Source organism: Limibacillus halophilus (assembly GCF_014191775.1).
GTDB classification, from domain to species: Bacteria; Pseudomonadota; Alphaproteobacteria; order Kiloniellales; family CECT-8803; genus Limibacillus; species Limibacillus halophilus.
In genome coordinates this window covers 396,582-420,563 of the sequence record NZ_JACHXA010000001.1, presented here as the reverse complement: position 1 = coordinate 420,563, position 23,982 = coordinate 396,582, and the positions used below count along the sequence as shown (strand labels likewise).

The following is a 23,982-nucleotide window of genomic DNA, read 5'->3' as shown; positions in this document are numbered from 1 at the left end:
ATCAACCTCCTTTTGCGCGTAGTGTCTTGTTCCGGGCCTTGTGGTGCAGTAGCGCCCGATGGGCTGCGTTGGCGCCAGCGGCGCCTTGCAATCCGCCGCCTGGATGGCAACCGGCCCCGCAGAGAAAAAACCCTTCGACTGGCGTGCTGTACTGACCCCAACCGGGCAGGGGTCGCAGAAGATAGATCTGATCGAGCCCCAGTTCGAGATGATGCCAGTGACCGCCGGGTAAACCGTAGGACGCAGCCAAATCCGACGGGGTCTGCATCCTGACGCCTTCGACACAGGCATTGAAGCCTGGATAGGCCTCCTCCAGGCGCCGGAGGATCGATCTCTGAAGTTTCTCTCCCTCTTGCTGCCAACTGGATACCTTGAGGTTCTCCGGGCAGTACTGCGCCGTCACCTGCATGCGGAACGTCCCGGGTTTCTCGCCTGTGGATACGCTCGCTTCGAAAGGCGGATCATCAGGCAGCTCGCCATACTTTGCGCTGTCGTGAGCCGCCTCCAGTGCTCGGATACCGCCGGCAAACACAAAGCGGCGGCGCAGCCATCCAGCAGCGCTTCCCTCGGTCTCGGGCAGGCCGGCAAGCGAAAGAGTCAACGCCGCATTGACCCCACGCCCGCGGGCGTGCTGCAGATTGCGGACCCAATCGGCGTCCATATGCTCGACACCCAAAAGATCTAGGCAGGAGCGGCCGGGGTGCAGGCTCGATAGGATCAGCGGCGCGCCGACTTCTTCGCCACTTGTCAGACGAACCGCGGCAGCACGATCATCGACAAGCAACACGCGCTCGACTTCGGCTTCGGACCTCAGAACGGCTCCCAAGCTGCGCGCCTGGCGCACCAGCGCGCCAACCAAGGCGTGTGCGCCGCCAAGCGGCCGCACAGGCGAACCGCTTGCGCCATCAAAGGCCGTCGCCCAACGGTAAAGGAGCGTGAAGACCGTGTTGGGTGAACGGGGACCGAAGAGATTTCCCAAGACGCCATCGAAGGCGAACAGGCTTTGCGCGGCCTCTGATTCAAAGACTTCTTCGAGCAAGTCTGCCTCATTCATGGCTATGATCCGCAGAAAATCGCGAAGATCGGCCCGGCCAAGGCGCTTCAGGGAAACCCCCAAGCGCAAAAGCTCCAGGCGATCCGCGAGCACCATTTCGGCCAAGCGCGGCGGCGTCCGCTCCAGAAAGGGTTTCAGAGCCGACGCCAAGCGCGTAAGCCGCGCTCTGAAGACCGGCAACCTGTCCGCGTCCCTGGGGCTGAACCGACTCATGACAGCCTGCTGCTGGTCCGCGTCCCCGGCAAAGAGCCTGAAGCTGTCATAGCCTGGATGATGAAATTCCTGATCCAGCCGTTCAGGCTGAACGCTCAGGCCCTGGCTGCTTAGATTCAGACTCCGGAAAACCGAGGGCGAAATCATACCGCTCTGCGCCAGGCTGGGCGCCTGCGGTTGTCCTTCCGCATCAACCTGTGCGGCTAACCCGCCAAAACCACCGCCCGCCTCCAGCAAAAGCGTTGACAGGCCAGCCTTCTGAAGCAATCCCGTGGTCACGAGCCCGTTGATGCCGCCACCGATGATTATTGCGTCGTATTGCGCCATCAGACGACCCTCCGGCCAATATCGACCAGGACTTCCCTCGCGGCATTGGCGCCCGGCGCGCCCATGACACCGCCGCCCGGGTGCGTACTGGAGCCGCACATATAAAGACCGCGCAGCGGCCCTCGGTATTGCGCATAACCCGGCAGCGGCCGGTTAAAGAGCAGTTGGTCAAGCGTCAGTTCGCCCTGAAAGATGTTACCTTCGGTCAAGCCGACCTCATTCTCCAGATCCCAGGGCGTGCGCACCCAACAATCGAGAATGCTTTCCCGAATGCCGGGACAATGGGCCTCGATCGTGGACAGCACCGTCTCGCCAAAAGCATCGCGCTTTTCCGGCGTCCAGTCGCCATCGGCAAGCTTGGCCGGAACGTACTGCACGAAGACGCTCATATAATGTTGATCGGGAGGCGCCATGGTCGGATCGAGCGTGGAAGGCAAAACGATATCGAGGAAGGGCTTCTTCGACCAGGCGCCGCGCTTCCAGTCGTCGTATCCGCGTTCCATGTACTCCATGGACTCGCTGATCATGATGCCACCGCGCTTGAGGGTCGGTTCGTCGCGCAGCGCCGGAAAGTCGGGCAGCCGGTCGAGCGCTATGTTCAGCTTGCCGCTGGAACCCCTTATCTTGAAGTTACGAACGCCCTCCAGGAAATCGGGTGCCAACTCCTTTTCAGGCACCAACTTCAGGAAGGTTCGCTTGAAGTCGAGATTTGAGACAACGTGGCGCGCGCGAATCTCCTCACCATTGGCAAGGACCACGCCTTGAACCTCGCCGTCACGGATCAAGAATTGATCGACTTCCGCTCCTGTCCGGATCTCCGCGCCGTGACTCCCGGCGGCGGCGGCGAGCGCCTGGCTGATGGCGCCCATTCCACCGACCGCAAAGCCCCAGGCCCCAACATGGCCGTCCAACTCTCCCATCACGTGGTGCAGCAACACATAGGCACTGCCGGGCGAATAGGGGCCGAGCGCGGTACCGATGATGGAGTTTCCGGCCAGGCTCCCCTTCAGCAGATCGGACTCGAAGTAGCGGTCCAAAAAATCGCCGCAACTCATGGTCCAGAATTGCATGGCTTGGTAGATGCCATCTTCGCCCAGCTGCCCAAACGCCCTGCCTAGATCAAGCAGTCTCCTGAGATCGCGCGGCTTCATGGACGTCGGGTCGGGCGGTGTCTTCAGCAGCAAAGGGCGGATCAGGCGGCACTGTCGGTAAATATCCCGGTTAAAGGTTTCGTATGCCTCCGCGTCGCGCGGCGAAAGTCGTGCCAGGGAGCGCCGCGTGCGGTCGTGGTCCGCATAGAAACCGACATAGCGGCCATCCCGGCCGAGTGTTGTTGAGTTTTCATAGGGAATGATACGCAAGCCGAAACGCGAAAGCTCAAGATCGCGCATGATCTCTGCCCGTAGAAGGCTGCAAACATAAGAGCAGGATGAATAGAGGAATCCTTCGTGGCGTTCCTCACTAACCGCTGCGCCGCCGACAATATCCCGGCGTTCAAGCACTAGAACCGACAATCCGGCACGCGCCAGATAAGCCGCAGCCGTAAGACCATTGTGACCGGCCCCAACGACGATGGCGTCCCATTGCTTCATGCGCGACGTCCCTCAGACTAGGGGACGGCACCTTAACAGCACCGCACCCCCGTGGCTCCGACATCCCACCATTTGTAGGGCAACTCACCCATACTGTCCAGTCGCTGATTGACCCTTCATTCAATGACTTTTGTTAAAATGTAGTTATTTCATTGTGCTAATCGTAATTTGCTCATAATATTCAAATGTGGATTATTGAGGAGACAAGGCCCTTGGCATACCCCTTGCCCGCATCGGTCCGAAAGCAACAGAAGAGCGTTCGCACGTTCGTGGATCAGGAGCTGATCCCGCACGAAATCTATGCGGAGATGCACGAAGGTGAGTTTCCGCCCGGCGTCCAGGCCCGGTTGGAACGGCAAGTCAGCGATCTCGGCTTGCGGGCAATGAACATTCCGCGCGATCTGGGCGGCGGCGGGCTGAGCTTCCTCGAACAGGCAGTGGTATCCGAGCAGATTGGGCGTGTGACCAACGGCCTGGGATGGATCGTCACCACGCCCGCCCGCTGTATCGTTGAGGCCGCGACCCCCAAGCAGATGAAAACCTGGGTGGAGCCGACAATCCGCGGCGACCGTAGCGAATGCTATGCGATTACCGAGGCCGAAGCAGGGTCGGATGTCGACGCTATACGTACAACGGCGCGACCGAGCAGCGGCGGCTATTTTATCGACGGCGAGAAGTGGCACGTAACAAGTTTCAATCACGCCGACCATCTGATTGTGCAGGCCAAGATCGACGGCGGACCAAACGATGGCGCCCACGCATTGTTTTTCATCGACAAGGACTCACAGGGCGTCGATGTGCTGCGCACGCCGGCCTACAGCCACACCTATAGCCACCATCATCCGGTGGTCGCCTTCAATTCGGTGAAGGTACCCGCCGAGAATCTGATTGGGCGGGAAGGCCAGGGCATGAACTTCACGCATGACTGGTTCCGCTACGAGCGTCTCATGATCGCCGCTCGCTGCTGCGGCGCTGCCGAGCGCCTGATCGACGAGGCCAGCAGCTTTGCCAAAGAGCGAAAGGCGTTCGGTCGGCCGGTCATCGAAAATCAGTTGATCCAGGCCATGCTGGCGGACAGCGTAACGGAGCTTTGGGCGGCGCGCCTCATGACCTATCGTCTGGCAGAGGCCCATGACGCAGGAGAAGACGTGAAGTTGCTGCACGCGCAATGCTCGATGGCCAAGCTCTATGCTTCGGAAATGGCAAACCGGGTCGCCGACAGGGCTGTACAGATATTCGGCGGTCGCGGCTACATGCGCGAGAACGTCGCCGAGCGGTTTTACCGTGAATTGCGGGTCGATCGCATCTGGGAAGGCACAAGTGAAATCCAGCGCATCATTATCGCCGGACAGTTGGCAAAGCGGGGTGCGGGTGCGCTAGTTGGGTAAGGACGAAGAGCCGACGGGCGCTGCCAATTGCGTCCCTTTCACTGAACGATTGGACAACGAAACAACTTTATGGGAAGCTTTTGCCATCATGGGCCGCCGACAAAAGGCAAGAGCAGCAGATCAGCAAACCCAACACATAGGCGGCAAGGGAAGGAGGCTTCGATGAAACGGAGAAACATCCAACAGGCGCTGATGAAGGCGGGCTTGAACCGGCGCGAATTCGGCAAGGTCATGGCCGCTGCCGGAGCGACGCTGGTCGCGACATCGCCAACCGCGCGGCGCGCTTTCGCCGCACCGAACCTGACGGTCTTTGAATGGTCCGGCTACGACGATCCGACGCTCTGCCAAGAGTTCGTCGATAAGCACGGCGAGCCGCCCAACTATGCGATCTTTGCCGAGGAAGAGGAGGCCTACCAGAAGCTGCGCGCTGGCTTCAAGGTCGACATGTCTCATCCCTGCACCCTTTCGGTAGCGCGCTGGCGGGATTCCGGGCTCTTGAAGCCCATTGATACGAGCCGCGTACCCCGTTGGAACGAGATTCCCTCGGATATGCTGGGGGCCAAGGGCATCCAGCATGACGGCAAGATTTGGATGATGCCCTTCGATTGGGGAAATTCCACCATCATCTACCGAGACGACGAGTTGCCTAACGCAGCGCAGAGCTACAATCTCTTGCTCGATCCAGCCTTGCGCGGCCGCGTTTCGATCTTCGATTCGGTTGACGAGGCCTTCGTCATCGCGGCCGGTATCCTGGGCTACGAAAGCCACATGGATCTCAGCGACGACGAGATGCAGAAGTGCGCCGAAGTGCTGCGCGAGCTACATAAGAATATCCGCTTCTACTGGGGCGACCCGACGGCATTGCAACAGTCCATCGCCGCTGGTGAAATTCTCGCGGCCTGGGCCTGGACGGACAGCTACATCTCACTGCGCTGGGAAGAGGTGCCGGTCAAGTTCATGTTCCCGACGGAAGGCCTCTCGACCTGGATGTGCGGTTTCGTGCTGAACGCCGATGGGCCAGGTGACGAGAATCTTGCCTACGAATACCTCAATGCCACGCTGGACCCGAACGTCGGCAAGGTCTTGATCGATGAATGGGGTTACGGCCACGCGAACGCGCAATCCTACAAGATCTCCGAATCCGATCTGGCCAAGGAGCTTGGTCTAACCGACGACCTGACGAAGTTCCTCAAGGGAACTCGGTTCCAGGGTGAGATCGTGCCGGAGAAGCGCGAGAAGATGATTGAAATCTTCGAGACGGTTAAGCTGGGCGGTTGATCCTGTTCAGAGCTGATCGAAAGAGGAAAGGGCCCGGCTTCTAGTCGGGCCCTTTTTCCAAGGGCAGAGACTGCTCCGGCTCACCCGTCCTGATCGGCGGGCAAGACCACCAATGCGTTATCTGACCAGGTGACCCAGACATCGACGCCGGCTTCGAGCCATCCCTCGACGCTACGGTCGGCATTCTGCGCAGAGACCGCCAGGGGACTGTCGACGCCCTCAAGCTTGACGTAGTAGTGGCTGCGGTCGCCAAGGTAGGCCGCCGCGGCGACCTTGCCGTTGACCGAATGCAGGCCCTGGCGTTCGGGCCGCTCGGTGGTCAGACCAAGTTTCTCCGGACGCACGGCCACCATGATTCTGTCGCCAGCATTCCAGGCGTGGCCATTGGCCGAAGCGTTCACCGCCCCGAATCCCGCGGCCTGAACCGCCAGCCGGTCGCCCTCCAGGCCGCGCACTTCGGCCGGCGCGAAGTTCATCGAGCCTATGAACGCCGCGACGCGTGCGCAATTGGGTCGTTCGTAGAGTCCGTGCGGGTCGGCAACCTGGAGGATTTTGCCCGCGTGCATGACCGCGATGCGGTCCGACATGGTCAGGGCCTCTTCCTGATCGTGGGTTACAAACACAAAGGTGATGCCTAGCCGCTCCTGTAACTCTCGCAACTCAAGCTGCATCTGTTCGCGCAGTTTCTTGTCCAGGGCACCGAGCGGTTCATCGAGCAGCAGAACCTTGGGCTGGCGAATCAGCGCGCGCGCCAGAGCTACCCGCTGCCGCTGCCCACCGGAAAGCTGGTCTGCGCGCCGCTCGGCGTAGCCGGGAAGCTTGATAAGCGCCAGCATCTCCTCAACCTGCTTTTGGACATCCGAGGCAGGCAGGCGCAACTTGCGAAGGCCATAAGCTATGTTCTGCCCCACGTTCAGATGCGGGAATATGGCGTAGCTTTGAAACACCATATTCGTGGGACGCAGATGTGGCGGAACCGCCGACATCGGTTGTTGGTCGATATAGATTTCACCTTCACTGGGCGCTTCGAATCCTGCCAGCATGCGCAGCAAAGTCGTCTTGCCGCAGCCGGACGGCCCCAACAGCGAAAAGAACTCGCCGCGACGAATGGTTAAGTCGACGTTGTCCACGGCGCGGACCGCACTGAAGTTCTTGGTGACTTGTTGGATGTCGATGAAGCGCGTGATGTCGCTGGTTTGATTTGTCATAGGGGTGTCTGGCCTCCGATGCCACTGCCGCGACGGCGCACCCACTCCGCAAGCGCCACGACAAAGAATGAGGAGAGGAGGATCAAGGCGCCTAGCGCCAGAGTACCCGGCAGCTTATTCGGGAAGCGAAGCTGGCTCCAGATGAACACTGGCAAGGTGCCTTCGGTTGAAGAAAGGAAGAAGGCTATGATGAATTCATCGAAAGATATCGTGAAGGTCAAAAGCAGGCTGGCGACGATACCGGGCATGACCAGGGGGAAGGTTACCCGCCAGAAAGTCATCCAACCGGTCTCACCCAAGTCCTGGGAGGCTTCTTCCAAGCTTTTGTCGAACCCTTCGAGCCGGGACATCAATACGGCAACCGCAAAAGGCAGGCAGATGAGCGTGTGACCCACCGCCACCGAATGCAGGCCCAGCCCGATCCCGACCTGCGAAAACAGCACCAGCAGTGAAACCCCGACGATAATCTCCGGCATGACCATTGGCAGCATGACCAAGCCCAGAACCGGCCGCTGGCCTCGAAAACTGTAGCGGGTGAATGCGCGGGCCGCGAACATGGCCAGGGCCGTCGAAAGCACGGCAGCGGTAACGGCGACCTTCAATGAGTTCCCAAGCGCTGCATGCATCTGTTCATTCGTCCAAAGCGTTGCGTACCACTTGAACGTCAGGTCCTTAAGCGGCAGGGCTATGTAAATGGAGTCGTTCAACGAAAAGAGCGGCAGAAACAGCACCGGGACATAGAGAAAGCCCAGATAGAAAAAGGCATAACCGCCACGCCAACGCCGTCCTGCTTTCTCGAAAGTCGTGACACTCATCCGATGCGCTCCGTCAGCTTCTTGGCAATCAATACGAAGGCGCAGGCTATCAAGGTCACGGTCACCATCGAGGCAACCGCCAAAGCTGCGCCCAAGGGCCAGTCGTTGGCCTTGCTAAACTGTGTCTGAATCAGATTGGCGATCATCAACCCGCTCGGACCGCCCACCAATGTCGGGGTCACATAGTCGCCGACTGTCGGTATGAAGATAACGATCGAGGCGGCAATCACACCGGGCAACGACAACGGAAAGGTGATGCGCCAGAACCGGGCAACCGGACCATCACCGAGGTCTGTTGCCGCTTCCAGGTAAGAACGGTCGATCTTTTCAAGGGATACGTAGATGGGCAGGATGGCGAAGGCAGCCCAGGCGTGCGCCAGAGTGATGATGACCGCCGTCGGGTTGTAGAGCAAAAACTCAAGCGGTTCTCGTATGACACCAAGCCAGGCGAGGCCGGAATTAATGACCCCGTCATAACCCAGGATAATTTTCCAGGCGAAAACCCTGAGCAAATAGCTGGTCCAAAAAGGCAGGGTTATGAGAATCAGCCAGATAACCTTGCGGCGCTTCACATCGAAGGCAACATAGTAGGCTAACGGATAGGCTAACAGGACGGTGAGCAGCGTCACCAGTCCCGAAATTCCCACCGAACGCAGAAAAACCTTCAGATAGATCGTTCTGGAAGCAATCTTCTCGTAGTTTGCCGTCGTCAGATTGGTATCGATATCGACGTAGTTCTGAGTCCAGAAGCTGTAAAGGACCAGCAGCGCGATAGGCATGGCCAGGAGTGTTACGACGACGAAGAGGGCCGGTGAAGCCAAGGTCAAACCACGCAGCGCCTGGCTTGCTCGGTAGAAACGGCTCAAACGCCGACGAAGGCCGCTTGGCGTTCCGTGACCGGGCTTTGTCATCGCAACATCGCTCATCCATCGCCCTCTGTCTGCAAGCGGTCGCTGTCATCATCAGTGGAGGTCGCACCGGGTTCAGCACTTGGCCGATCGATATGCTTCGGGAAGAGTTGATGGGCGAAAAGGCGACACAAGCGCTTCGAACGCTCGCGGTCAAAACTTGCCGGAGACAGCAGAAGCTCTAGCCACTGTCCGTCAATCAGCGACCGCAATCCCCTGGCGGCGAGGTCCGGATCAACATCATACTTACCTTCCAAGACGATCTGCGTACAAAGGCTCTCCAACATTTGCGCGAAAGCGCCGTCAGCCTTGGCGCTGATTGCCATGTAAATGGGCCTCGATTTCGCCTCACCCCAAAAGGCATACCAAACAGCGATTTTTTTGCGATTACAGACCTGAGGATGAAAATCCGCCTGGATCAAAGCCACCAAACGCTGGGCCGGGCTGTACTCCGGTTTCTCGACGGCCCTTCGCCAGAAGGTCAGGTATTCCTGAGTGAGATGCCGCAGCGTTTCGATCAGCAGCTGATCCTTGCTTTCGAAGTGAAAGTTGACCAGGCCGCGGGAGACCTTAGCGCGCTCGGACACCTTTGAAAGCGTCGTTTCCGCAAAACCGCTGGCCGCTATGCAATCGATCGTCGCAGCGATCAACTGTTGCCGCGTCGCCTCCTTGCGTTCGGCCCGTCTGGTCGGCGCTGTGCCCGCGTTTCTCTGATGCATACTGAGCGTTGATTCCTCCTCTGGTTCCTGGCCCCAGAACACGCCGAGATCATATCTGGAACAGGAAAACACGGCACCATAGCGACTTTCACCGCCTCAGGCATTCATCTATCATCATGCGATAAAGGCCGAAGGGATCAAAGAAAATTTTTGGCTGAATGTTTGTTCAATTATAGAGCCTGTGGTTCACGAACTCGGGGAAGGTAGGGTTGATGCCGCCAACATGGATCACCGCAGCGTCACGAAGCCTGCAACTGCTCTTTGCCCTCCGCTCCGCTTCACATGGATGCCGCTTGATGCTCGCCCTGCCGTTGGTTGCCGTACTCTCCGGCAATATCGCATCAAATGCGCTTGCGGGTGGTGATCCTTTTGAACCCTTTCTCGGCGCTTGGCGCATGGCCGTTCAGCCAAACGCCAACAGCGCCCAAGGAGAGACTGCAGCCAATGAAGAGCCATGGCTGCAACTTGATACCGAAGGCGCTATTCACGGCTGGACGGGGTGCAATCGCGTTACGGGAAAGCTTCGAAGGACGCATGACGGGATGTTGACTGCCGCTCCGCTCGCCACCACGCGGATGGCCTGCTTCGCCAGGGAGGGCACGTCCGAGAAAGAATTTCTCGCTGCACTCGGGAAAATGCGGGACTTGCGGCGTGTGGATGGGCGGTTGGAGTTGCTGGACGGTGCCGGTCGGGTGCTTTTAGCGATGGAGCCGTCGCAGGTCGGCCAAGCCAACGCAGGCACCGGCAAAAATAAGCCTTTTCCAGGGCGTCTCAAGTGCCAAAGCTGCGGCGTGCCGACCGCGGATCCGTGATCGCCGCCGACATCACCACAAACACGGTATCGCGTGAGGTCGCTCGCTCTGTTTTTATGAGTTGAACCTCTCGCGATCCCACTGCTTGGCCCCCGACAATTGTCGTTCGGCGTATCTCCTAAGCCTCAACCCGCTCCGCGGCGACACCTGCCTCCGAAAGGCGAAACGATGGCTTCAAGGCACAGCTACCATCCCCCAAGAGGAACTGACTGACCGACAGCACGACAAGGTACAGCGGGTATTCCCATCCGCCGTTTTGCGCCGTGAACACCCAGCCATTGCCGATGTGAACCCAAGTGGCCCCCACAAGGATTGGCGTCAGAGCCAGCGCCACCCACCGCGCCTGTATGCCTAGGATCAGCATGACACCGCCCACGACCTCCATCGCGAACACGAGATAGGCCAGCGCGCCGGGCAGGCCGATAGAGGTAAAAAACTGTGCGGTTCCAGGCAACGTGAAGACGATCAGCTTAAGGATCACCGAATGGGCGAGGAACATGATCCCCAGGGAGACGCGTAACAGCAACACCGCATGAGGTCCTAACTTTTTATCGAGGGGCATTGTCTCATCCTCCATTAGATGCATTTGCATGTAATATAACGAGGGAGTGCCTCGGCGTCAATATAATTGCAATTGCATATATATTGACGCAACAGAGCCCGCAGGTTTTCCCAAAGGAAAAGGCGGCGGGACTCGATCCCGCCGCCTGTGGGTTCCGTAACAGCAGCGCCTGCGCAGGTCGCTTGCTGCGGAGCGTACTCAGCCTTGGTTCATGCGATTCTCAACCAGATCCGCAACCACGCTCGGGTCCGCCAGCGTCGAGGTATCACCGAGGTTTGAAGCATCGTTCTCAGCGATCTTGCGCAGAATCCTGCGCATGATCTTGCCGGAGCGGGTTTTCGGCAACCCTGGCGCCCACTGAATCAGGTCCGGGCTGGCGATCGGGCCGATATCCTTGCGTACCCACTGAACGAGCTCCTTACGAAGCTCCTCCGTCGGCTCTTCGCCCACGAGCAGCGTGACATAGGCGTAGATACCCTGTCCTTTGATATCGTGCGGATATCCAACGACCGCCGCCTCGGAAACCTTCGGGTGGGCAACGAGCGAACTCTCGACCTCGGCGGTTCCCATCCGGTGGCCCGAGACATTGATTACATCGTCCACGCGCCCGGTAATCCAGTAGTAGCCGTCCTCGTCCCGTCGGCATCCATCCCCTGTAAAATAGCGCCCAGGATAGGTGGAAAAATAGGTCTGTACGAAGCGTTCATGATCGCCGAAGACCGTCCGCATCTGCCCCGGCCAAGAGGTAGTCATGCATAGATTGCCCTCGCAAGCGCCTTCGAGAGGCTTGCCATCGGCATCGACGATCTGAGGCTGCACCCCGAAGAACGGCCGGGTCGCCGAACCGGGCTTCAGGGGCGTTGCGCCAGGCAGGGGCGTGATGAGAATGCCACCGGTTTCGGTCTGCCACCAAGTATCAACAATTGGGCAGCGCTCGTCTCCGACAACCTCGTGGTACCACTTCCAGGCCTCTGGGTTGATAGGTTCACCGACCGACCCCAGCAACCGGAGTGAGGAGCGATCAGTGGATTTCACCGGTTCCTCGCCTTCGCGCATCAAGGCTCGGATCGCCGTCGGCGCGGTGTAAAAAATATTGACCTTGTGCTTGTCGCAAACCTGCCAGAAACGAGAGGCGTCCGGGTAATTTGGGACGCCTTCGAACATCAGTGTGACCGCCCCGTTGGCCAGCGGTCCATAAACGATGTAGCTGTGCCCCGTCACCCAACCCACGTCTGCGGTGCACCAATAAATGTCACCGTCGTGATAATCGAACACGTACTTGTGGGTCATGGCGCTGAACAGCAGATACCCGCCCGTGGTGTGCAACACACCCTTGGGCTTACCGGTGGAACCGGAGGTATAGAGAATGAACAGAGGGTCCTCGGCGCTCATTTCCGCGGCGGGCGTATCCGGCGACGCCTGAGCACAAAGTTCGTGGTGCCAGACGTCCCGCCCGCTCTGCCAGCCTATGTCGCCGCCGGTCCGCTTGACGACGACGCAGTGCTTGATCGACGGACAATTGGCCATTGCCGCATCCGCATTCTTCTTCAGCGGCACCTTGCGGCCACCACGCAATCCTTCGTCGGCGGTGATCAAAATATTGGAGTCGCAGTCCTGAATACGATTGGCCAGCGAATCCGGCGAAAAACCACCAAAAACCACCGAATGAATTGCACCGATCCGCGCACAGGCCAGCATTGCTGCAGCAGCCTCGGGAATCATCGGCATGTAGATGGTAATGCGATCGCCTTTCTTGGCACCCAGTGATTTCAACCCCCCGGCCAGTCGGCAAACCATCTCGTGAAGCTCACGATAGGTGATCTTCTTGTCTTCGCCGGGATCGTCGCCTTCCCAGATAATCGCTGTCTGATCGCCACGCTCAGCCAAATGACGGTCGAGACAGTTGTATGAGGCGTTGAGTGTGCCGTCCTCAAACCACTTGATCGACACATTGTCTGGCTCGAAGCTCGCGTTCTTGACCTTGGTGTACGGCTTGATCCAATCCAATTGCTTGCCTTGTTCGCCCCAAAAGGCGTCTGGGTTCTTGATCGACTTTTCGTACATCTCGAAATATTTGGATTCGTCGATCCAGGCGCGCTGACTTGCGTTGGTTGACACCGGATAGGTCTTGACCTCACTCATGATCGTTTCCTCGTCTGGTTTTCTGCTGCCGTCGCCCAACCCCGAGAGACCATCGGGGATCTTAAGGAACGCCAAAGGCGCCGCAGCCCGTTTCATTCTTTGGCGATTAAAACGGGAAATGTCTCACGAGACAAGGAGGCGCCCGCATCCTGCGTCAATGCGCTTCGGAATCTGCAGGATCGGGCGCGCTAAGGTGGACCGCCCCTTCATCATCGACACGCAACGCAACGGGCTTCAGATTCGAACCGGCGCAGGGGCCGGAAATACAATGGCCTGTCTCCACCTCGAACAGTGCGCCATGGGTCGCACAGAGTATGTAGGAGCCGTCCGCGCTCATGAACTGGTCGGGCACCCAATCCAACGGCGTCCCGATATGCGGGCAGGAATTCACATACCCGAAAAGCGCTTCGCCCTCGCGAACCACGAATATCTCCCACCTCGAATCGCCGCTACCGAAGGTGAACCCCTTGGCTTCACCGTCCTCAATGTCGTGCCGATGGCAAAGATAGCGTGGCGAAACCATTCCTGGATCAAGCCTTCTTGCTGCCCATCTTTAGGATCAATTCCCACTGCGCCTTCGTGACCGGCATGACGGACAATCGGGACTGTCGGATAAGGGGCATGTCAGCCAGCGCTTCGGTCGCTTTGATTTGCGCCAGCGTCACGGGGTTGGCAATCGGCTCCACCATCTTGACGTCGACCATTCCGAAACGGCCGGAAGGATCGCTGTCATCAGGGTAGTATTCCTTCACCACCTCGACAATTCCGACGATCCGCTTCTCGTTTACGGAGTGATAAAAGAAACACAGATCGCCGATCTTCATGGCCTTGAGATTGTTCGACGCCTGGTAGTTACGCACACCGTTCCAGTGCGTTGTACCGTCACGCACCTGATCGTCCCACGACCAAGCGCCCGGTTCCGATTTGATCAGCCAATAGGCCATACTGTCTTCCTTCCCTTCGATCGCCCCCAAATTCGCCCCTCTGATGCCTGCAACACACACGGCCTGGGAAAAATCATCGCGCTTTTGTGAGAAACCCAGTGCGCAGGCATGATGCAAGCTAGCGCCTCAAGTGATAACCAAAAGCTGTAGGGAATCAACCGGGTGAGGGACAGCGTCCGCTCGAACAGGGTTTTTCGCCGGCTCCCAATCGGGTAAAGACCAGGCGAAGAGCGGACATTTGAGGAGAGGTTTCCTGATCGGAACGAAATGGCCTGCGCTATTGTTGCTGGCACTGTCGGAGGTTGCCGCAATGGCTCTATGGTTCTCCGCCTCTGCCGTTCTGCCCGTACTGACGGCCCAGTACGATCTAAGTCCCTTCCAGCAATCCCTCTTCACCTCAGCCGTGCAGGTGGGGTTTGTTTGCGGAAGCCTGGCCAGCGCCTTCTTCGGCCTGGCTGATCGCCTAGACGCTCGCCGCTTCTTCTCCGGCGCGGCAATCACAGCCGCGCTGGCCAATGCCGGATTGCTGCTGGTCGAACCCACCTCGCCCATCGTGCCGCTCTTCCGGTTCATCACGGGCGCCGCCATGGCCGGTGTTTACCCCGTCGGCATGAAGATGGCCGCTTCTTGGGCCAAAGGCGATATGGGACTGCTGGTCGGCCTTTTGGTTGGCGCCTTGACGCTAGGTTCGGCGGCGCCACACCTTTTCAACGCGATGGGCGGGCTGGACTGGCGCTTTACGTTGGGTACCGCATCGATGTCGGCGGTTGCGGCGGCCGTCTCTATACACTTTTTCACGATGGGCCCGAATGTCACCGCCGCACCCCGATTTCGACCGGACAACATGCTTTGGGCCTGGCGAATCAAGCCGCTGAGGCTGACGAATTTCGGATATCTGGGACATATGTGGGAACTCTATGCCATGTGGGCTTGGATCGGTGTCTTCCTTTCGGCGTCCTTCGAACTGTGGGGCGCAGGGAATGGCAACGTGGGGGACGACAGCGCGACCGCCGCCAAGCTCGCAACCTTCGCCACCATTGGCGCCGGAGCCGTTGGCTGTCTGGCGGGTGGCTATCTTGCCGATCGCATCGGCCGGACGGCCCTGACTATGGCTGCCATGACAGTAAGCGGCGCTTGTGCTTTGACAGTCGGCCTGCTGTTCGGCGCGTCCCCCTGGTTGCTGGTGCCGCTCTGCATCGTTTGGGGTATTTCCATCGTGGCCGATTCAGCGCAATTCTCAGCCGCCGTCGCGGAGTTGTCGAACCGCTTTCTGGTAGGCACAATGCTGACCTTGCAGACAGCGGTTGGCTTCACACTGACCTTGGTCACGATTCATCTGATGCCGGTGTGGGTCGACTCTTTGGGATGGCACTACGCCTTCATGCCGCTGGCCATTGGACCCTTCCTCGGTGTCGTGGCCATGTGGCGCCTGCGTTTGCATCGGGATTCACACCGCATGGCCGGCGGCCGGCGGTAACTACTGAAGGACTCGGACCCAATCATGCAGCTACAAACAGCGACCTGGCAGGAAGTTGAAAGCTACCTCAAGCGTTCTTCCGCCATCATCATCCCCATCGGTTCGACCGAGCAGCACGGCCCCAATGGCTTCATTGGCACAGATGCGCTTTGCCCGCAGGTTTTGGCGCAGGGGATCGGTGAGACTACAGGGGCTCTCGTCGCCCCCACGATCTCCGTCGGCATGGCTCAGCATCATCTGGGGTTTGCCGGATCCATAACCCTCCGGCCTTCGACCTTGATGGCGGTCGTGCAGGATCAGGTCAACTCCCTTGCGCGCCACGGGTTCGACCGCATCTACTTCTTAAACGGCCACGGCGGCAACATCGCCACGGTCACGGCTGCTTTCTCTGAAATCTATGCCGAAAGCAGCCTGGGAACGGCGGGACACAATCGGCCGGCGCTGCGCTGCAAGCTCCGCAACTGGTGGGACGCAGAGGGTGTGGCGGAGGTTTCCAAGCGCCGTTTTGGCGCGGCAGAGGGAAGCCACGCCACCTGTTCGGAAGTCTCGCTTACTTACTTCGCTTATCCAGACTTCGTAAAGAAGGTCGCCATGACGCCGGAAATTGCACCCAACGGCCCGATTTACGACGCCGATGATTACCGCCGCCGTTTCGCCGATGGCCGAATTGGTTCGAATCCTGCTCTGGCTTCAGTTGAAGCGGGTGAGGAACTTTACAATGTGGCGGTGCGCGATCTGAGCCGCGATTACCTGGCTTTCGCCCAGGAGGACTGAAACCGGCGACAAAAAGCAACGTCCTGTCGGTCCCTATTCGTTGCGTAACGGACGCGAGAGCAGGCGCTCTATCTGCGGCGCTAACGCAGCCCCGTCGTGAAGGACTGCATGAACGGCTTCGCAGATCGGCATCTCAACGTTTAACGACTTGGCCAACCCAAGGACCGCAGGCGCTGAATAGTACCCCTCCGTAAGCAGCGATGACCGGCTCTCACCGCTAGCCACACAGTATCCCAGGCTGAAGTTGCGGGACTGTCGGGAGTTACAGGAAAGCGTGATGTCGCCCAATCCGCTCAAACCCATCAGGGTTGCAGGGCGGCCTCCTTTCGCGACAGCAAGACGGGTTACTTCCGCCAAGCCCCGCGTGATCAACGCGCTGCGCGCATTCTCCCCCAGTCCCAGCCCTTCGACAATACCACAGGCGATAGCCAGCACGTTTTTGACCGCGCCGCCGATTTCCGCCCCGATCGGATCGTCGCTCGCGTAGGGGCGAAAGCTCCGCGTACCAAGCTGCGCTGCCAGTGCTTCGGCCCTCGTCAGTGTCGCGGAAGCCAAGGTCACTGCGGTCGGCAGCCCCCGTGCGACTTCACCAGCAAAGGTTGGACCCGATAACACCGCACAGCTGTGTCCGGGCAGCTCTTGGGCCGCGACCTCGCTCATCAGCGCGAGGGTCTTTTGCTCAACCCCTTTTGCAGCAAGCAACAAGGCGGCGTTATTGCGGATGACGGGCCGCAACGCCGCAAGAATGGCGCGGGTGGCTTGCGCTGGGACGACGATTACCAGCAGATCGCAGTCGGCGAGATCGGTCATAAGGGCGGTTGGCGCAATCTCAGGCAACAGCGGTACATCCGGCAGATAGCGCACATTCTGCCCGGCTTGGATCATCGTATCGATCAGTTCTTGATCGCGACCCCACAATCGCGTGTTGTTTCCAGCCGCTGCCGCCACCTGCGCCAACGCCGTACCCCAGGCCCCTGCCCCCACGATGCCGATTGTCGTCATGATGCGCGCTGCTCCGGCCAAGCCATCAAGCTAGCGAGCACCGATGACTGCCACAGGACGTGGACAGCATAAAGGCCCGTCAATTCGAATACCGGGATCAGCTCGACCGCAGTCCCGGCGACGGCACCTGCAAGGGCCGCGAGGCCCAACCGTTTGGCAAGATGCGGCAATCTCACCGAACAGAAAAACGGACCCAGGGTGATAATCGCGCCCAGCGCGCCGGCAATTGCACCGCCTGCAGCCAGGGACTCAGATACGCCGCCAATCTCGAGCGCCACAATGTAGGCCACCCAATAGCTCAATACGCTGCTGGGAAAGATCAAAAGTAACCGGCGTCCCGCGTAGGGCCAAAGCCGATGGAGAATCCAATATCCGACACCTGCAAAGATCAGCGACAGGACCCAAAACTGCGGATACAGCAGCGCGAGCCAGTTGTCGCCGGGAAAGCCGCCGTTGCCGAAGATTCGCTCAAGCGGGTCGCCGATCCGCACTCCCAGCAAGCCGCTGACGCTACCGCCGAGCAAGGCGACCGCCAAGTTCGTTTGTTCTCGAGTCAGGCGCATTTCAGGCGTCCCGGGCAAGGGTTGGATCATCCAGGGGCCAGCGCGGCCGCGGCGCAAAATCCAAAGGATCGACCAGCCCAAGCTGTAAGCGCTCCAACCCGGCCCAAGCAATCATGGCGCCGTTATCTGTGCAAAGCGCCGGCGGCGGCGCATGAAACCCGGAGCCGGCCGCAGCCGCGGTTTCCTCCAGAGCGCTGCGCAAGGTCAGGTTGGAGGCCACGCCGCCAGCCACGACCAGCGGGCCTGGCTGTCCGGTTTCCCGAGCAAAACGCCGCAATGCTCCGGTCACCCGGTCGGACAACACTTCCGCAACGGCCTGCTGAAACTCCGCGGCCAGGTCGCTGACCGCCTGCGCGTCTTCCAGGTTCAATGATTCCGCTTGCTGACGCAGCGCCGTTTTCAAGCCTGAAAACGAGAAATCAAGCTCCGGTCGGCCTTTCATCGGGCGCGGCAAAGTGAAGCAGCCCGCCTTGCCACCCGCCGCCGCGCGCTCGACCGCCGGCCCTCCTGGATAACCAAGCCCAAGCATCTTTGCCGTCTTGTCGAAGGCCTCGCCGACCGCATCGTCAATTGTCGAGCCATAGCGGCGATACTTTCCAACACCCTCGACCGCCAGCAACTGGCAGTGCCCACCGGAGATCAGCAAAAGAAGATACGGAAACGCGATGCCGTCCGTCAGCCGGACAGTCAATGCATGCCCCTCGAGATGATTCACGGCCAGGAACGGCAGGCGCCGGGCCGCAGCGATAGCTTTGGCGGTCAGGACGCCGACAAACACGCCGCCGATCAGTCCCGGCCCTGCGGTTGCGGCGATACCATCCAACTCCTCTAGCCGCATCCCCGCCTCGTCCAACGCTTCGGCAATCAAACGATCGAGGTGATCCAGATGACTACGAGCGGCAATCTCCGGCACCACGCCGCCGTAAGGCCGGTGTTCAGCCAATTGTGATAGTACGCGATTGGACAGAATTCTGCGTCCGTCATCCACTATGGCGGCCGCGGTCTCGTCGCAACTTGTTTCCAGTCCCAGAACTCTCATCGGGCAAAGATAGGGGCTGTTGCGCTCGGGTCCAAGCCTTCACCGCTTGCAGATCATCCTCGTTGCTCTTAAAGCTACCTCCATGAGTGAAGGAACATTGAAAATTGGCACCCGCGGCTCGCCGCTGGCTCTGGTTCAAGCCGAGGAGGTACGGCGGCGTTTGACCGAGCTGAATCCGGTCTGGGGTGAGGAGGGCCGCACGGAGATCGTGGTCGTCAGGACAACCGGCGACCGGGTCCAAGATCGCCTGTTGGCTGAAATTGGCGGCAAAGGGCTCTTCACCAAGGAGATCGAGGAGGCGCTCCTCGATGGCACCATTGATATGGCGGTTCACTGCATGAAAGATATGCCAACGGTGCTACCTGATGGACTGGTGATTCCGACGATCCTGCCGCGAGAGGATCCAAGGGATGTGTTCTTTGCCCGCAATGGAGAAAAATCTCTTGCCGATCTGAAAGCGGGCGCGGTCGTCGGCACGGCCAGTCTCAGACGTCAATCGCAGGTCCTCGCAGCCCGGCCTGATCTAACCATTGCACCACTGCGCGGAAACGTCGAAACCCGGTTGCGGAAAATGCATGCCGGAGAGGTCGACGCAACGCTACTGGCGGCCGCTGGTTTGATCCGACTGGGCATGGAATTGCCACCGATTCTGACTTGCGAGGAAATGCTGCCGGCGGTGGGCCAGGGCGCCATAGGTTTGGAGGTGCGTGCGGGCGACAATCGTACGCGGGATATCATAGCGCCCCTGAACGATGTCGAGAGCGCAACAATGGTTACCGCCGAACGGGCCTGTTTAGAGGTTCTGGACGGCTCTTGCCATACGCCCATAGCCGGCCTTGCTGAACGTACAGAGGACAATCGATTACGCCTGCGCGCTTTGATCGCCTTGCTTGACGGCACCCAGGTCATACAGTGTGAACTGTTTGGCGAAATGACACAGGCGCGAGAGATTGGCGAGGAGGCCGGTCACATCTTGCGGTCCAAGGCACCGGAAGAGTTCTTCAGTCAGCTTGGGTTCTAAAGCCATGCGAATTCTCGTGACCCGGCCGCAGCCGGACAGCGCGGCGCTGGCAGCCAGCCTCGAAGCCAAAGGTCACGAGGTTCTGGTTGCGCCGCTCCTGGAGATCGGTCCTTTGGATACGCCGATTGACCTGTCTGGCGTCACAGACCTGGTTTTCACCAGCGTCAACGGCGTGCGAATGTTTGCCGAACGCTGCGCCACGGCACGCGACCTCCCGGTCCATACCGTTGGTGACGCCACCGCCGCCATGGCGCAAGCCTATGGTTTCAAGCGCGTTTTCAGCGCGAACGGCGATGCGGCAACCCTCTATGCGCAGCTTCAAAGAACGCTGCGGCCGGAAACCGCTCGGATTCTGCATGCTTGTGGCAAGCACCGGGCGTTCGATCTAGCCGCAGCGTTGCGTGAAAAGGGCTTTGCGGCTACCTCCGTGGCTCTCTACGAAGCTCATATGGCGCACGCCTTTCCGCCGTACGTACGTGCGGCCCTGGAATCTCGCCAATTAGAGGCGGTATTATTTTTCTCTCCCCGTACGGCCTTGAGCTTTGTATGCTTAGCTGAACGGGACGGCTTGGCGGAGACCTGTACAGGGCTTGTCGCGCTTTGCCTGAGCGACGCAATTGCGCAAGCAGCGAGAGCGCTGGCTTGGGCGGAGATTCTGACGGCGCCTCATCCCAGTCGCGATTCACTCCTGGACTTGCTGAACACGCTAGAACCCAGGTGAAATTCAGAAGCACCAAGGATTAACGGTACGAGGGGCAAGTGGCCATGGACCATAAGGACAGCGGCAAGACGGCGGCGGCTTTGGAAGTTATAGAGGCCTTCGGCGGCATTCGTCCGATGGCGCAGAAGCTTGGCGTCGCCGCAAGCACTGTCCAGGGCTGGAAGGAACGTCTGGCGATTCCCGAGGCCAGGCATGAATTGATTCGCAAAATCGTTGCCGAGGAAGGCATTTCCCTTGCCCCTGAGGTTTTAACCGCAAGCGCCCATCCGCCCGCGGCTGACTCCGCGGGACCGGCGGAAAGCGATGCCAAAGCGTCAAGCTATGCTGGCAGTTCCGACACAGCGTCGGTCGCCTGGACCGGCGCGGACGATGAGGCGGCAGCAATCGCTGAGGCAGACGTTGCCGATAACATCGCGGAAAGACCTGAGGCCGCGGCTGCCGGCACGAAGCCGAGCGCTCCCCACGGAAACGGCTTTTCCTTTTCCGCCTTTGTGCTGGGCGCTCTAGCCGTGTTGGTGATCGTCGGCATCACGGTAATGGCGCGCGGTTTGTGGCTGCCAGCGATCGATGGTTCCGTTGGCAATGACCGGTCCTTGGACCGATTCGAGGCCCGAATCAGCAAACTTGAGGCCCTACCGTCGCTGGCGACGGACCTCGCCAAGCTGGAGGCTGAAGTCGGCGTAGCAAAGGCTGCGGCCAATGCAGCGCGGGAAGAAGCTGCGCGCGCACTCGCGGAAAGCAGCGGCGGTGTTAGCGAATCAAATCTACAGGCCCTGGATGCCCGCCTTGCCGAACGCCTGCAGGTCGAGCTTTCCAAGGTTTCCGCGCGGCTTGACCGCATCGAGAGCCATCAGGTCGTCCGACCGGTTTCGACCGACGATCTGATTTTGACGCTGTCACTCGGCCGTCTGCGCGAAGCAATCCTGCTAGGTGACGCGTTCAAATCGCTACTGGACAGCGCCCGCAGCGCTGCGGCAAGCAACCGTCCGGCTGTCTCGCTGGAGCTAGCCGCCTTGGAGCCCTTTGCGGTAACCGGCGTGCCCCGTATTGTAACTCTACAGAGGTCTTTTGAAGACACGTCCCAAGCCATCGTCGCAGCGGCGGCGGGCGAAGGCGAAAGCGATGGCCTGCTGGCTGGCATCAAGCGTCGTCTGGCGCGGGTGGTGACGGTCCGGCCGCTATCTGCCGAGGCGACAGGCGATGGCACGGCGGCGCGGGTCGCGCGCGCCGAAAAGGCGCTGGAGGGCGGCAATCTTGCCGGCGCAGTGACCCAAATCGAAGGATTGGAGGGTTTGTCGGCGGAGGCAGCGCTGCCCTGGCTGGAAGAGGCAAAACGGCGCCTGGAAGCCGAGATGCGGCTTGCCGCAGCGACTGAAGTGTTCCTAGCCGAGCTGTCCTCGGCACCAGCAAATAATTGAAGGAGAGGCCAGCCATGCGCGCGATACTCTTCTTCTTCATAAAGCTGGCGATTGTCATCGCAGCGGCGATCTGGCTTGTCGAGCGGCCTGGACGGGTGTCCGTGGAATGGTTGGGCTACAGAATCGATTCCTCCGTAGGTGTTCTTTTGCTCGCAGTATTCCTGCTGATGATAGCCGGGACCCTGCTGTATCGATTCCTGGCAACACTCCGACGGGCACCGGGATCCATTCGTCAGGGCTTGCGCGACGGCAGGCGCGAGCGTGGATATTTGGCACTGACACAGGGCATGGTGGCGGTCGCCGCCGGTGACCCCGAGGAGGCCCGGAAGCTGGCAACCCGCGCCAATCGTTTGTTGGATGAGCCCCCCTTGACGCTGCTGCTCTCAGCGCAAGCTGCGCAATTGAACGGGGATGAAGCTGCCGCCGAGCGCTATTTCTTAGCCATGCTTGAGCGGGAGGAAACTGCCTTTCTCGGCCTTCGCGGTTTGGTCAATCAAGCCTTGAAGGCAGGCGATGAGGACAAGGCGTTGCGCTATACCCGTCAGGCACGAGACCTTCGCCCGGAAACGCCCTGGGTTGCGCAGACGCTTTTCGATCTGGAATTGCGCCATGGAAGGCTTGAAGGCGCGGCGGAAGCACTGGCGCTTGTGAAGAGCAGCAACGCCCTGAGCCACGCAGAGTGGAAAAGGCGGCGCGCGGTCCTGCTCACAGAGGAAGGCCGAACGCTTCTGGCTGCCGGCAAGAACGACGAGGCGGCGGCAAAGCTACGCGAAGCCAACCGCCTGGCGCCGACACTGACGCCTGCCGCCGCCTTGTTGGCGCAGGCCTGGGTTGCTTTGGATAGCAAGAGAAAGGCGCAGCGTTTACTGAAGAAATCTTGGACTTTGGCCCCGCATCCCAGCTTGTTGGAGCCCTTCTTCGATCTTGCCCCGGGCGAAGCACCCCTGGCTCGCGTTCGGCGCTTGGAAAAGCTAATGTCCGGTCAACCGGACCACATCGTGAGCCATATGTCGGCCGCACGGGCCGCCTTGGACGCCGAACTCTGGGGCGAGGCCCGCCGGCATCTGGAAAAGGCCGCCCAGCTAGAGACGATCGAAAGCGTATGCCGCCTCATGGCAGAACTTGAAGAGGCAGAGCATGGAAACAGCGCTGCCGCGCGGCAGTGGTTTCAGCGCGCCTCGGGGGCTGCGGCCGACCCCACGTGGGTCTGCTCTAACTGCGGCGCCGCCACATCGGACTGGGGCGCCCATTGCCGGGCTTGCGGCAGTATCGACAGCCTTGATTGGCGCGCGCCTGCTTTTGTGGGTGGTAGCCTTTTACAACCCCTTGAGAGCGACGACGAGGCCGTGGATGAGAGTGGCGAGGGGGAAACCGGTACCACGCGACGGAACTCGACAGCCAAGCCCGTGCTACCACTGGCAGCGGGCCGCTCCGCCGGATAACAGCCCACGATTGACGTACAGCGCGCCCTAGATTAGAAGAAGCCCCGTCGGTTGGTAGGCCGCCATAGCTCAGCTGGTAGAGCGGCGCATTCGTAATGCGTAGGTCGGGTGTTCGAGTCACCCTGGCGGCACCATCCCTTCTTGAAATTCACACCGCCTTTCGGGGTCTAGGGCGCGGCGTCAAGCTCTCGCGTGTCGAACTCGGCGGGGAGGGTGATCTCGATAAGCTCCAGATCATCAGAGTGCGCCACTTCACGGTGATGAATACCGGGCGGCTGATGAACGCAAGAGCCCGGTTCGAGCATTACCTCGCCCACACCCTCGTACCAGAACTTCACCCAGCCCTTCAAAACGTAAACCATCTGGAAATCCAGCCCATGGAAGTGCGCTTCGCCGCTGGCGTGCTTCCCAGGAACTGCGCGTATCACATGTGCGCCCACACGGCCGTCGGTGGCCGCTTTGATCCCAAGGTCCCGATATTCAAAGAAGCCGCGCAGTCCGCTGCCTTCAAAACCGCCGTCCTTAGCGTGACTGATGGAAAATTTCACGTCTCCGCCTCCCTG

At 59.9% G+C, this 23,982-nt stretch carries 23 protein-coding genes and 1 tRNA gene; 10 read left to right on the top strand and 14 right to left on the bottom strand.

What is annotated here, in order from left to right; translation table 11 throughout:
• Position 1: 1 nt before the first annotated feature.
• Positions 2–1,594: a phytoene desaturase family protein gene (locus tag FHR98_RS01940; RefSeq protein WP_183414934.1), complete on the bottom strand. Its 1,593-nt coding sequence runs from the start codon at positions 1,592–1,594 to the stop codon at positions 2–4.
• On the bottom strand, positions 1,594–3,186 hold the full coding sequence (locus tag FHR98_RS01935) for a phytoene desaturase family protein (RefSeq protein ID WP_183414933.1): 1,593 nt from the start codon (positions 3,184–3,186) through the stop codon (positions 1,594–1,596). Before FHR98_RS01935 ends, FHR98_RS01940 begins: the two co-directional genes overlap by 1 nt.
• Positions 3,187–3,398: 212 nt before the next feature.
• Here FHR98_RS01935 and FHR98_RS01930 point away from each other — a divergent pair, with 212 nt between their 5' ends.
• Positions 3,399–4,574: an acyl-CoA dehydrogenase family protein gene (locus FHR98_RS01930; RefSeq protein ID WP_221205670.1), complete on the top strand. Its 1,176-nt coding sequence runs from the start codon at positions 3,399–3,401 to the stop codon at positions 4,572–4,574.
• 162 nt (positions 4,575–4,736) lie between these two features.
• Positions 4,737–5,852, top strand: coding sequence for an ABC transporter substrate-binding protein (locus FHR98_RS01925; protein WP_183414931.1), 1,116 nt, complete (start codon positions 4,737–4,739; stop codon positions 5,850–5,852).
• A gap of 80 nt (positions 5,853–5,932) precedes the next feature.
• Here the strand turns inward: FHR98_RS01925 and FHR98_RS01920 are convergent, their stop codons facing one another.
• From FHR98_RS01920 to FHR98_RS01905, 4 genes are read right to left on the bottom strand one after another with little or no spacing between them, the layout of a single operon-like run.
• Positions 5,933–7,060, bottom strand: a complete 1,128-nt coding sequence (locus FHR98_RS01920) for an ABC transporter ATP-binding protein (protein WP_183414930.1) — start codon at positions 7,058–7,060, stop codon at positions 5,933–5,935.
• The gene (locus FHR98_RS01915; RefSeq protein ID WP_183414929.1) at positions 7,057–7,875 is read right to left on the bottom strand and encodes an ABC transporter permease; all 819 of its coding nucleotides are present in this window, start codon (positions 7,873–7,875) and stop codon (positions 7,057–7,059) included. The genes FHR98_RS01920 and FHR98_RS01915 overlap by 4 nt, the downstream gene beginning before the upstream one ends.
• Positions 7,872–8,801, bottom strand: a complete 930-nt coding sequence (locus tag FHR98_RS01910; RefSeq protein ID WP_246377315.1) for an ABC transporter permease — start codon at positions 8,799–8,801, stop codon at positions 7,872–7,874. The genes FHR98_RS01915 and FHR98_RS01910 overlap by 4 nt, the downstream gene beginning before the upstream one ends.
• Positions 8,798–9,502 carry a TetR family transcriptional regulator C-terminal domain-containing protein gene (locus tag FHR98_RS01905; RefSeq protein ID WP_183414928.1) on the bottom strand — a complete coding sequence of 235 codons (705 nt, stop codon included), beginning with the start codon at positions 9,500–9,502 and terminating at the stop codon, positions 8,798–8,800. Before FHR98_RS01905 ends, FHR98_RS01910 begins: the two co-directional genes overlap by 4 nt.
• Positions 9,503–9,714: 212 nt before the next feature.
• Here FHR98_RS01905 and FHR98_RS01900 point away from each other — a divergent pair, with 212 nt between their 5' ends.
• The gene (locus FHR98_RS01900) at positions 9,715–10,314 is read left to right on the top strand and encodes an META domain-containing protein (protein ID WP_183414927.1); all 600 of its coding nucleotides are present in this window, start codon (positions 9,715–9,717) and stop codon (positions 10,312–10,314) included.
• A 118-nt stretch (positions 10,315–10,432) separates the two neighbouring features.
• On the opposite strand, the gene FHR98_RS01895 is transcribed toward FHR98_RS01900, so the two are convergent.
• The 4 genes from FHR98_RS01895 to FHR98_RS01880 form a co-directional block, all read right to left on the bottom strand.
• Complete coding sequence (locus tag FHR98_RS01895) at positions 10,433–10,876, bottom strand: DoxX family protein (protein WP_183414926.1); 444 nt, start codon at positions 10,874–10,876, stop codon at positions 10,433–10,435.
• Between the two features lie 198 nt (positions 10,877–11,074).
• The gene (gene acs / locus FHR98_RS01890) at positions 11,075–13,018 is read right to left on the bottom strand and encodes an acetate--CoA ligase (RefSeq protein ID WP_183414925.1); all 1,944 of its coding nucleotides are present in this window, start codon (positions 13,016–13,018) and stop codon (positions 11,075–11,077) included.
• A gap of 154 nt (positions 13,019–13,172) precedes the next feature.
• Complete coding sequence (locus FHR98_RS01885; RefSeq protein WP_183414924.1) at positions 13,173–13,541, bottom strand: Rieske (2Fe-2S) protein; 369 nt, start codon at positions 13,539–13,541, stop codon at positions 13,173–13,175.
• A 7-nt stretch (positions 13,542–13,548) separates the two neighbouring features.
• Positions 13,549–13,962 carry an EVE domain-containing protein gene (locus FHR98_RS01880; protein WP_183414923.1) on the bottom strand — a complete coding sequence of 138 codons (414 nt, stop codon included), beginning with the start codon at positions 13,960–13,962 and terminating at the stop codon, positions 13,549–13,551.
• A gap of 238 nt (positions 13,963–14,200) precedes the next feature.
• Here FHR98_RS01880 and FHR98_RS01875 point away from each other — a divergent pair, with 238 nt between their 5' ends.
• On the top strand, positions 14,201–15,439 hold the full coding sequence (locus tag FHR98_RS01875) for an MFS transporter (RefSeq protein WP_246377312.1): 1,239 nt from the start codon (positions 14,201–14,203) through the stop codon (positions 15,437–15,439).
• A 24-nt stretch (positions 15,440–15,463) separates the two neighbouring features.
• Positions 15,464–16,213: a creatininase family protein gene (locus FHR98_RS01870; protein WP_183414922.1), complete on the top strand. Its 750-nt coding sequence runs from the start codon at positions 15,464–15,466 to the stop codon at positions 16,211–16,213.
• A 33-nt stretch (positions 16,214–16,246) separates the two neighbouring features.
• On the opposite strand, the gene FHR98_RS01865 is transcribed toward FHR98_RS01870, so the two are convergent.
• The 3 genes from FHR98_RS01865 to tsaD are packed head-to-tail and all read right to left on the bottom strand — an operon-like array spanning position 16,247 to position 18,817.
• On the bottom strand, positions 16,247–17,215 hold the full coding sequence (locus tag FHR98_RS01865; protein ID WP_183414921.1) for an NAD(P)H-dependent glycerol-3-phosphate dehydrogenase: 969 nt from the start codon (positions 17,213–17,215) through the stop codon (positions 16,247–16,249).
• A complete protein-coding gene (locus tag FHR98_RS01860; protein WP_183414920.1) occupies positions 17,212–17,778 on the bottom strand; it encodes a hypothetical protein in 567 nt (188 codons plus the stop codon). Before FHR98_RS01860 ends, FHR98_RS01865 begins: the two co-directional genes overlap by 4 nt.
• Before the next feature lies 1 nt (position 17,779).
• On the bottom strand, positions 17,780–18,817 hold the full coding sequence (tsaD, locus tag FHR98_RS01855) for a tRNA (adenosine(37)-N6)-threonylcarbamoyltransferase complex transferase subunit TsaD (protein ID WP_183414919.1): 1,038 nt from the start codon (positions 18,815–18,817) through the stop codon (positions 17,780–17,782).
• 82 nt (positions 18,818–18,899) lie between these two features.
• On the opposite strand from tsaD, the gene hemC reads away from it, so the two are divergent.
• From hemC to FHR98_RS01830, 5 genes are all read left to right on the top strand, one after another.
• Positions 18,900–19,838, top strand: coding sequence for a hydroxymethylbilane synthase (gene hemC, locus FHR98_RS01850; RefSeq protein WP_183414918.1), 939 nt, complete (start codon positions 18,900–18,902; stop codon positions 19,836–19,838).
• Positions 19,839–19,842: 4 nt separating this feature from the next.
• Entirely contained in the window at positions 19,843–20,559 is a 717-nt protein-coding gene (locus FHR98_RS01845) for a uroporphyrinogen-III synthase (RefSeq protein WP_183414917.1), read from the top strand.
• A 44-nt stretch (positions 20,560–20,603) separates the two neighbouring features.
• Positions 20,604–21,977, top strand: coding sequence for a COG4223 family protein (locus tag FHR98_RS01840; protein ID WP_183414916.1), 1,374 nt, complete (start codon positions 20,604–20,606; stop codon positions 21,975–21,977).
• A 14-nt stretch (positions 21,978–21,991) separates the two neighbouring features.
• A complete protein-coding gene (locus FHR98_RS01835) occupies positions 21,992–23,419 on the top strand; it encodes a heme biosynthesis protein HemY (protein WP_183414915.1) in 1,428 nt (475 codons plus the stop codon).
• A gap of 58 nt (positions 23,420–23,477) precedes the next feature.
• Positions 23,478–23,553: transfer RNA gene (locus FHR98_RS01830), tRNA-Thr, on the top strand.
• Between the two features lie 33 nt (positions 23,554–23,586).
• Here the strand turns inward: FHR98_RS01830 and FHR98_RS01825 are convergent.
• Positions 23,587–23,967, bottom strand: coding sequence for a cupin domain-containing protein (locus tag FHR98_RS01825; protein WP_183414914.1), 381 nt, complete (start codon positions 23,965–23,967; stop codon positions 23,587–23,589).
• Positions 23,968–23,982 lie beyond the last annotated feature (15 nt).

Bases quoted from the DNA above. Each gene is read 5' to 3' on its own strand.
- FHR98_RS01940 (WP_183414934.1), bottom strand. From the start codon at position 1,594: ATGGCGCAATACGACGCAATAATCATCGGTGGCGGCATCAACGGGCTC.
- FHR98_RS01935 (WP_183414933.1), bottom strand. From the start codon at position 3,186: ATGAAGCAATGGGACGCCATCGTCGTTGGGGCCGGTCACAATGGTCTT.
- FHR98_RS01925 (WP_183414931.1), top strand. From the start codon at position 4,737: ATGAAACGGAGAAACATCCAACAGGCGCTGATGAAGGCGGGCTTGAAC.
- FHR98_RS01920 (WP_183414930.1), bottom strand. From the start codon at position 7,060: ATGACAAATCAAACCAGCGACATCACGCGCTTCATCGACATCCAACAA.
- FHR98_RS01915 (WP_183414929.1), bottom strand. From the start codon at position 7,875: ATGAGTGTCACGACTTTCGAGAAAGCAGGACGGCGTTGGCGTGGCGGT.
- FHR98_RS01910 (WP_246377315.1), bottom strand. From the start codon at position 8,801: ATGAGCGATGTTGCGATGACAAAGCCCGGTCACGGAACGCCAAGCGGC.
- FHR98_RS01905 (WP_183414928.1), bottom strand. From the start codon at position 9,502: ATGCATCAGAGAAACGCGGGCACAGCGCCGACCAGACGGGCCGAACGC.
- FHR98_RS01900 (WP_183414927.1), top strand. From the start codon at position 9,715: ATGCCGCCAACATGGATCACCGCAGCGTCACGAAGCCTGCAACTGCTC.
- FHR98_RS01895 (WP_183414926.1), bottom strand. From the start codon at position 10,876: ATGCCCCTCGATAAAAAGTTAGGACCTCATGCGGTGTTGCTGTTACGC.
- acs (WP_183414925.1), bottom strand. From the start codon at position 13,018: ATGAGTGAGGTCAAGACCTATCCGGTGTCAACCAACGCAAGTCAGCGC.
- FHR98_RS01885 (WP_183414924.1), bottom strand. From the start codon at position 13,541: ATGGTTTCGCCACGCTATCTTTGCCATCGGCACGACATTGAGGACGGT.
- FHR98_RS01880 (WP_183414923.1), bottom strand. From the start codon at position 13,962: ATGGCCTATTGGCTGATCAAATCGGAACCGGGCGCTTGGTCGTGGGAC.
- FHR98_RS01870 (WP_183414922.1), top strand. From the start codon at position 15,464: ATGCAGCTACAAACAGCGACCTGGCAGGAAGTTGAAAGCTACCTCAAG.
- FHR98_RS01865 (WP_183414921.1), bottom strand. From the start codon at position 17,215: ATGACGACAATCGGCATCGTGGGGGCAGGGGCCTGGGGTACGGCGTTG.
- FHR98_RS01860 (WP_183414920.1), bottom strand. From the start codon at position 17,778: ATGCGCCTGACTCGAGAACAAACGAACTTGGCGGTCGCCTTGCTCGGC.
- tsaD (WP_183414919.1), bottom strand. From the start codon at position 18,817: ATGAGAGTTCTGGGACTGGAAACAAGTTGCGACGAGACCGCGGCCGCC.
- hemC (WP_183414918.1), top strand. From the start codon at position 18,900: ATGAGTGAAGGAACATTGAAAATTGGCACCCGCGGCTCGCCGCTGGCT.
- FHR98_RS01845 (WP_183414917.1), top strand. From the start codon at position 19,843: ATGCGAATTCTCGTGACCCGGCCGCAGCCGGACAGCGCGGCGCTGGCA.
- FHR98_RS01840 (WP_183414916.1), top strand. From the start codon at position 20,604: ATGGACCATAAGGACAGCGGCAAGACGGCGGCGGCTTTGGAAGTTATA.
- FHR98_RS01835 (WP_183414915.1), top strand. From the start codon at position 21,992: ATGCGCGCGATACTCTTCTTCTTCATAAAGCTGGCGATTGTCATCGCA.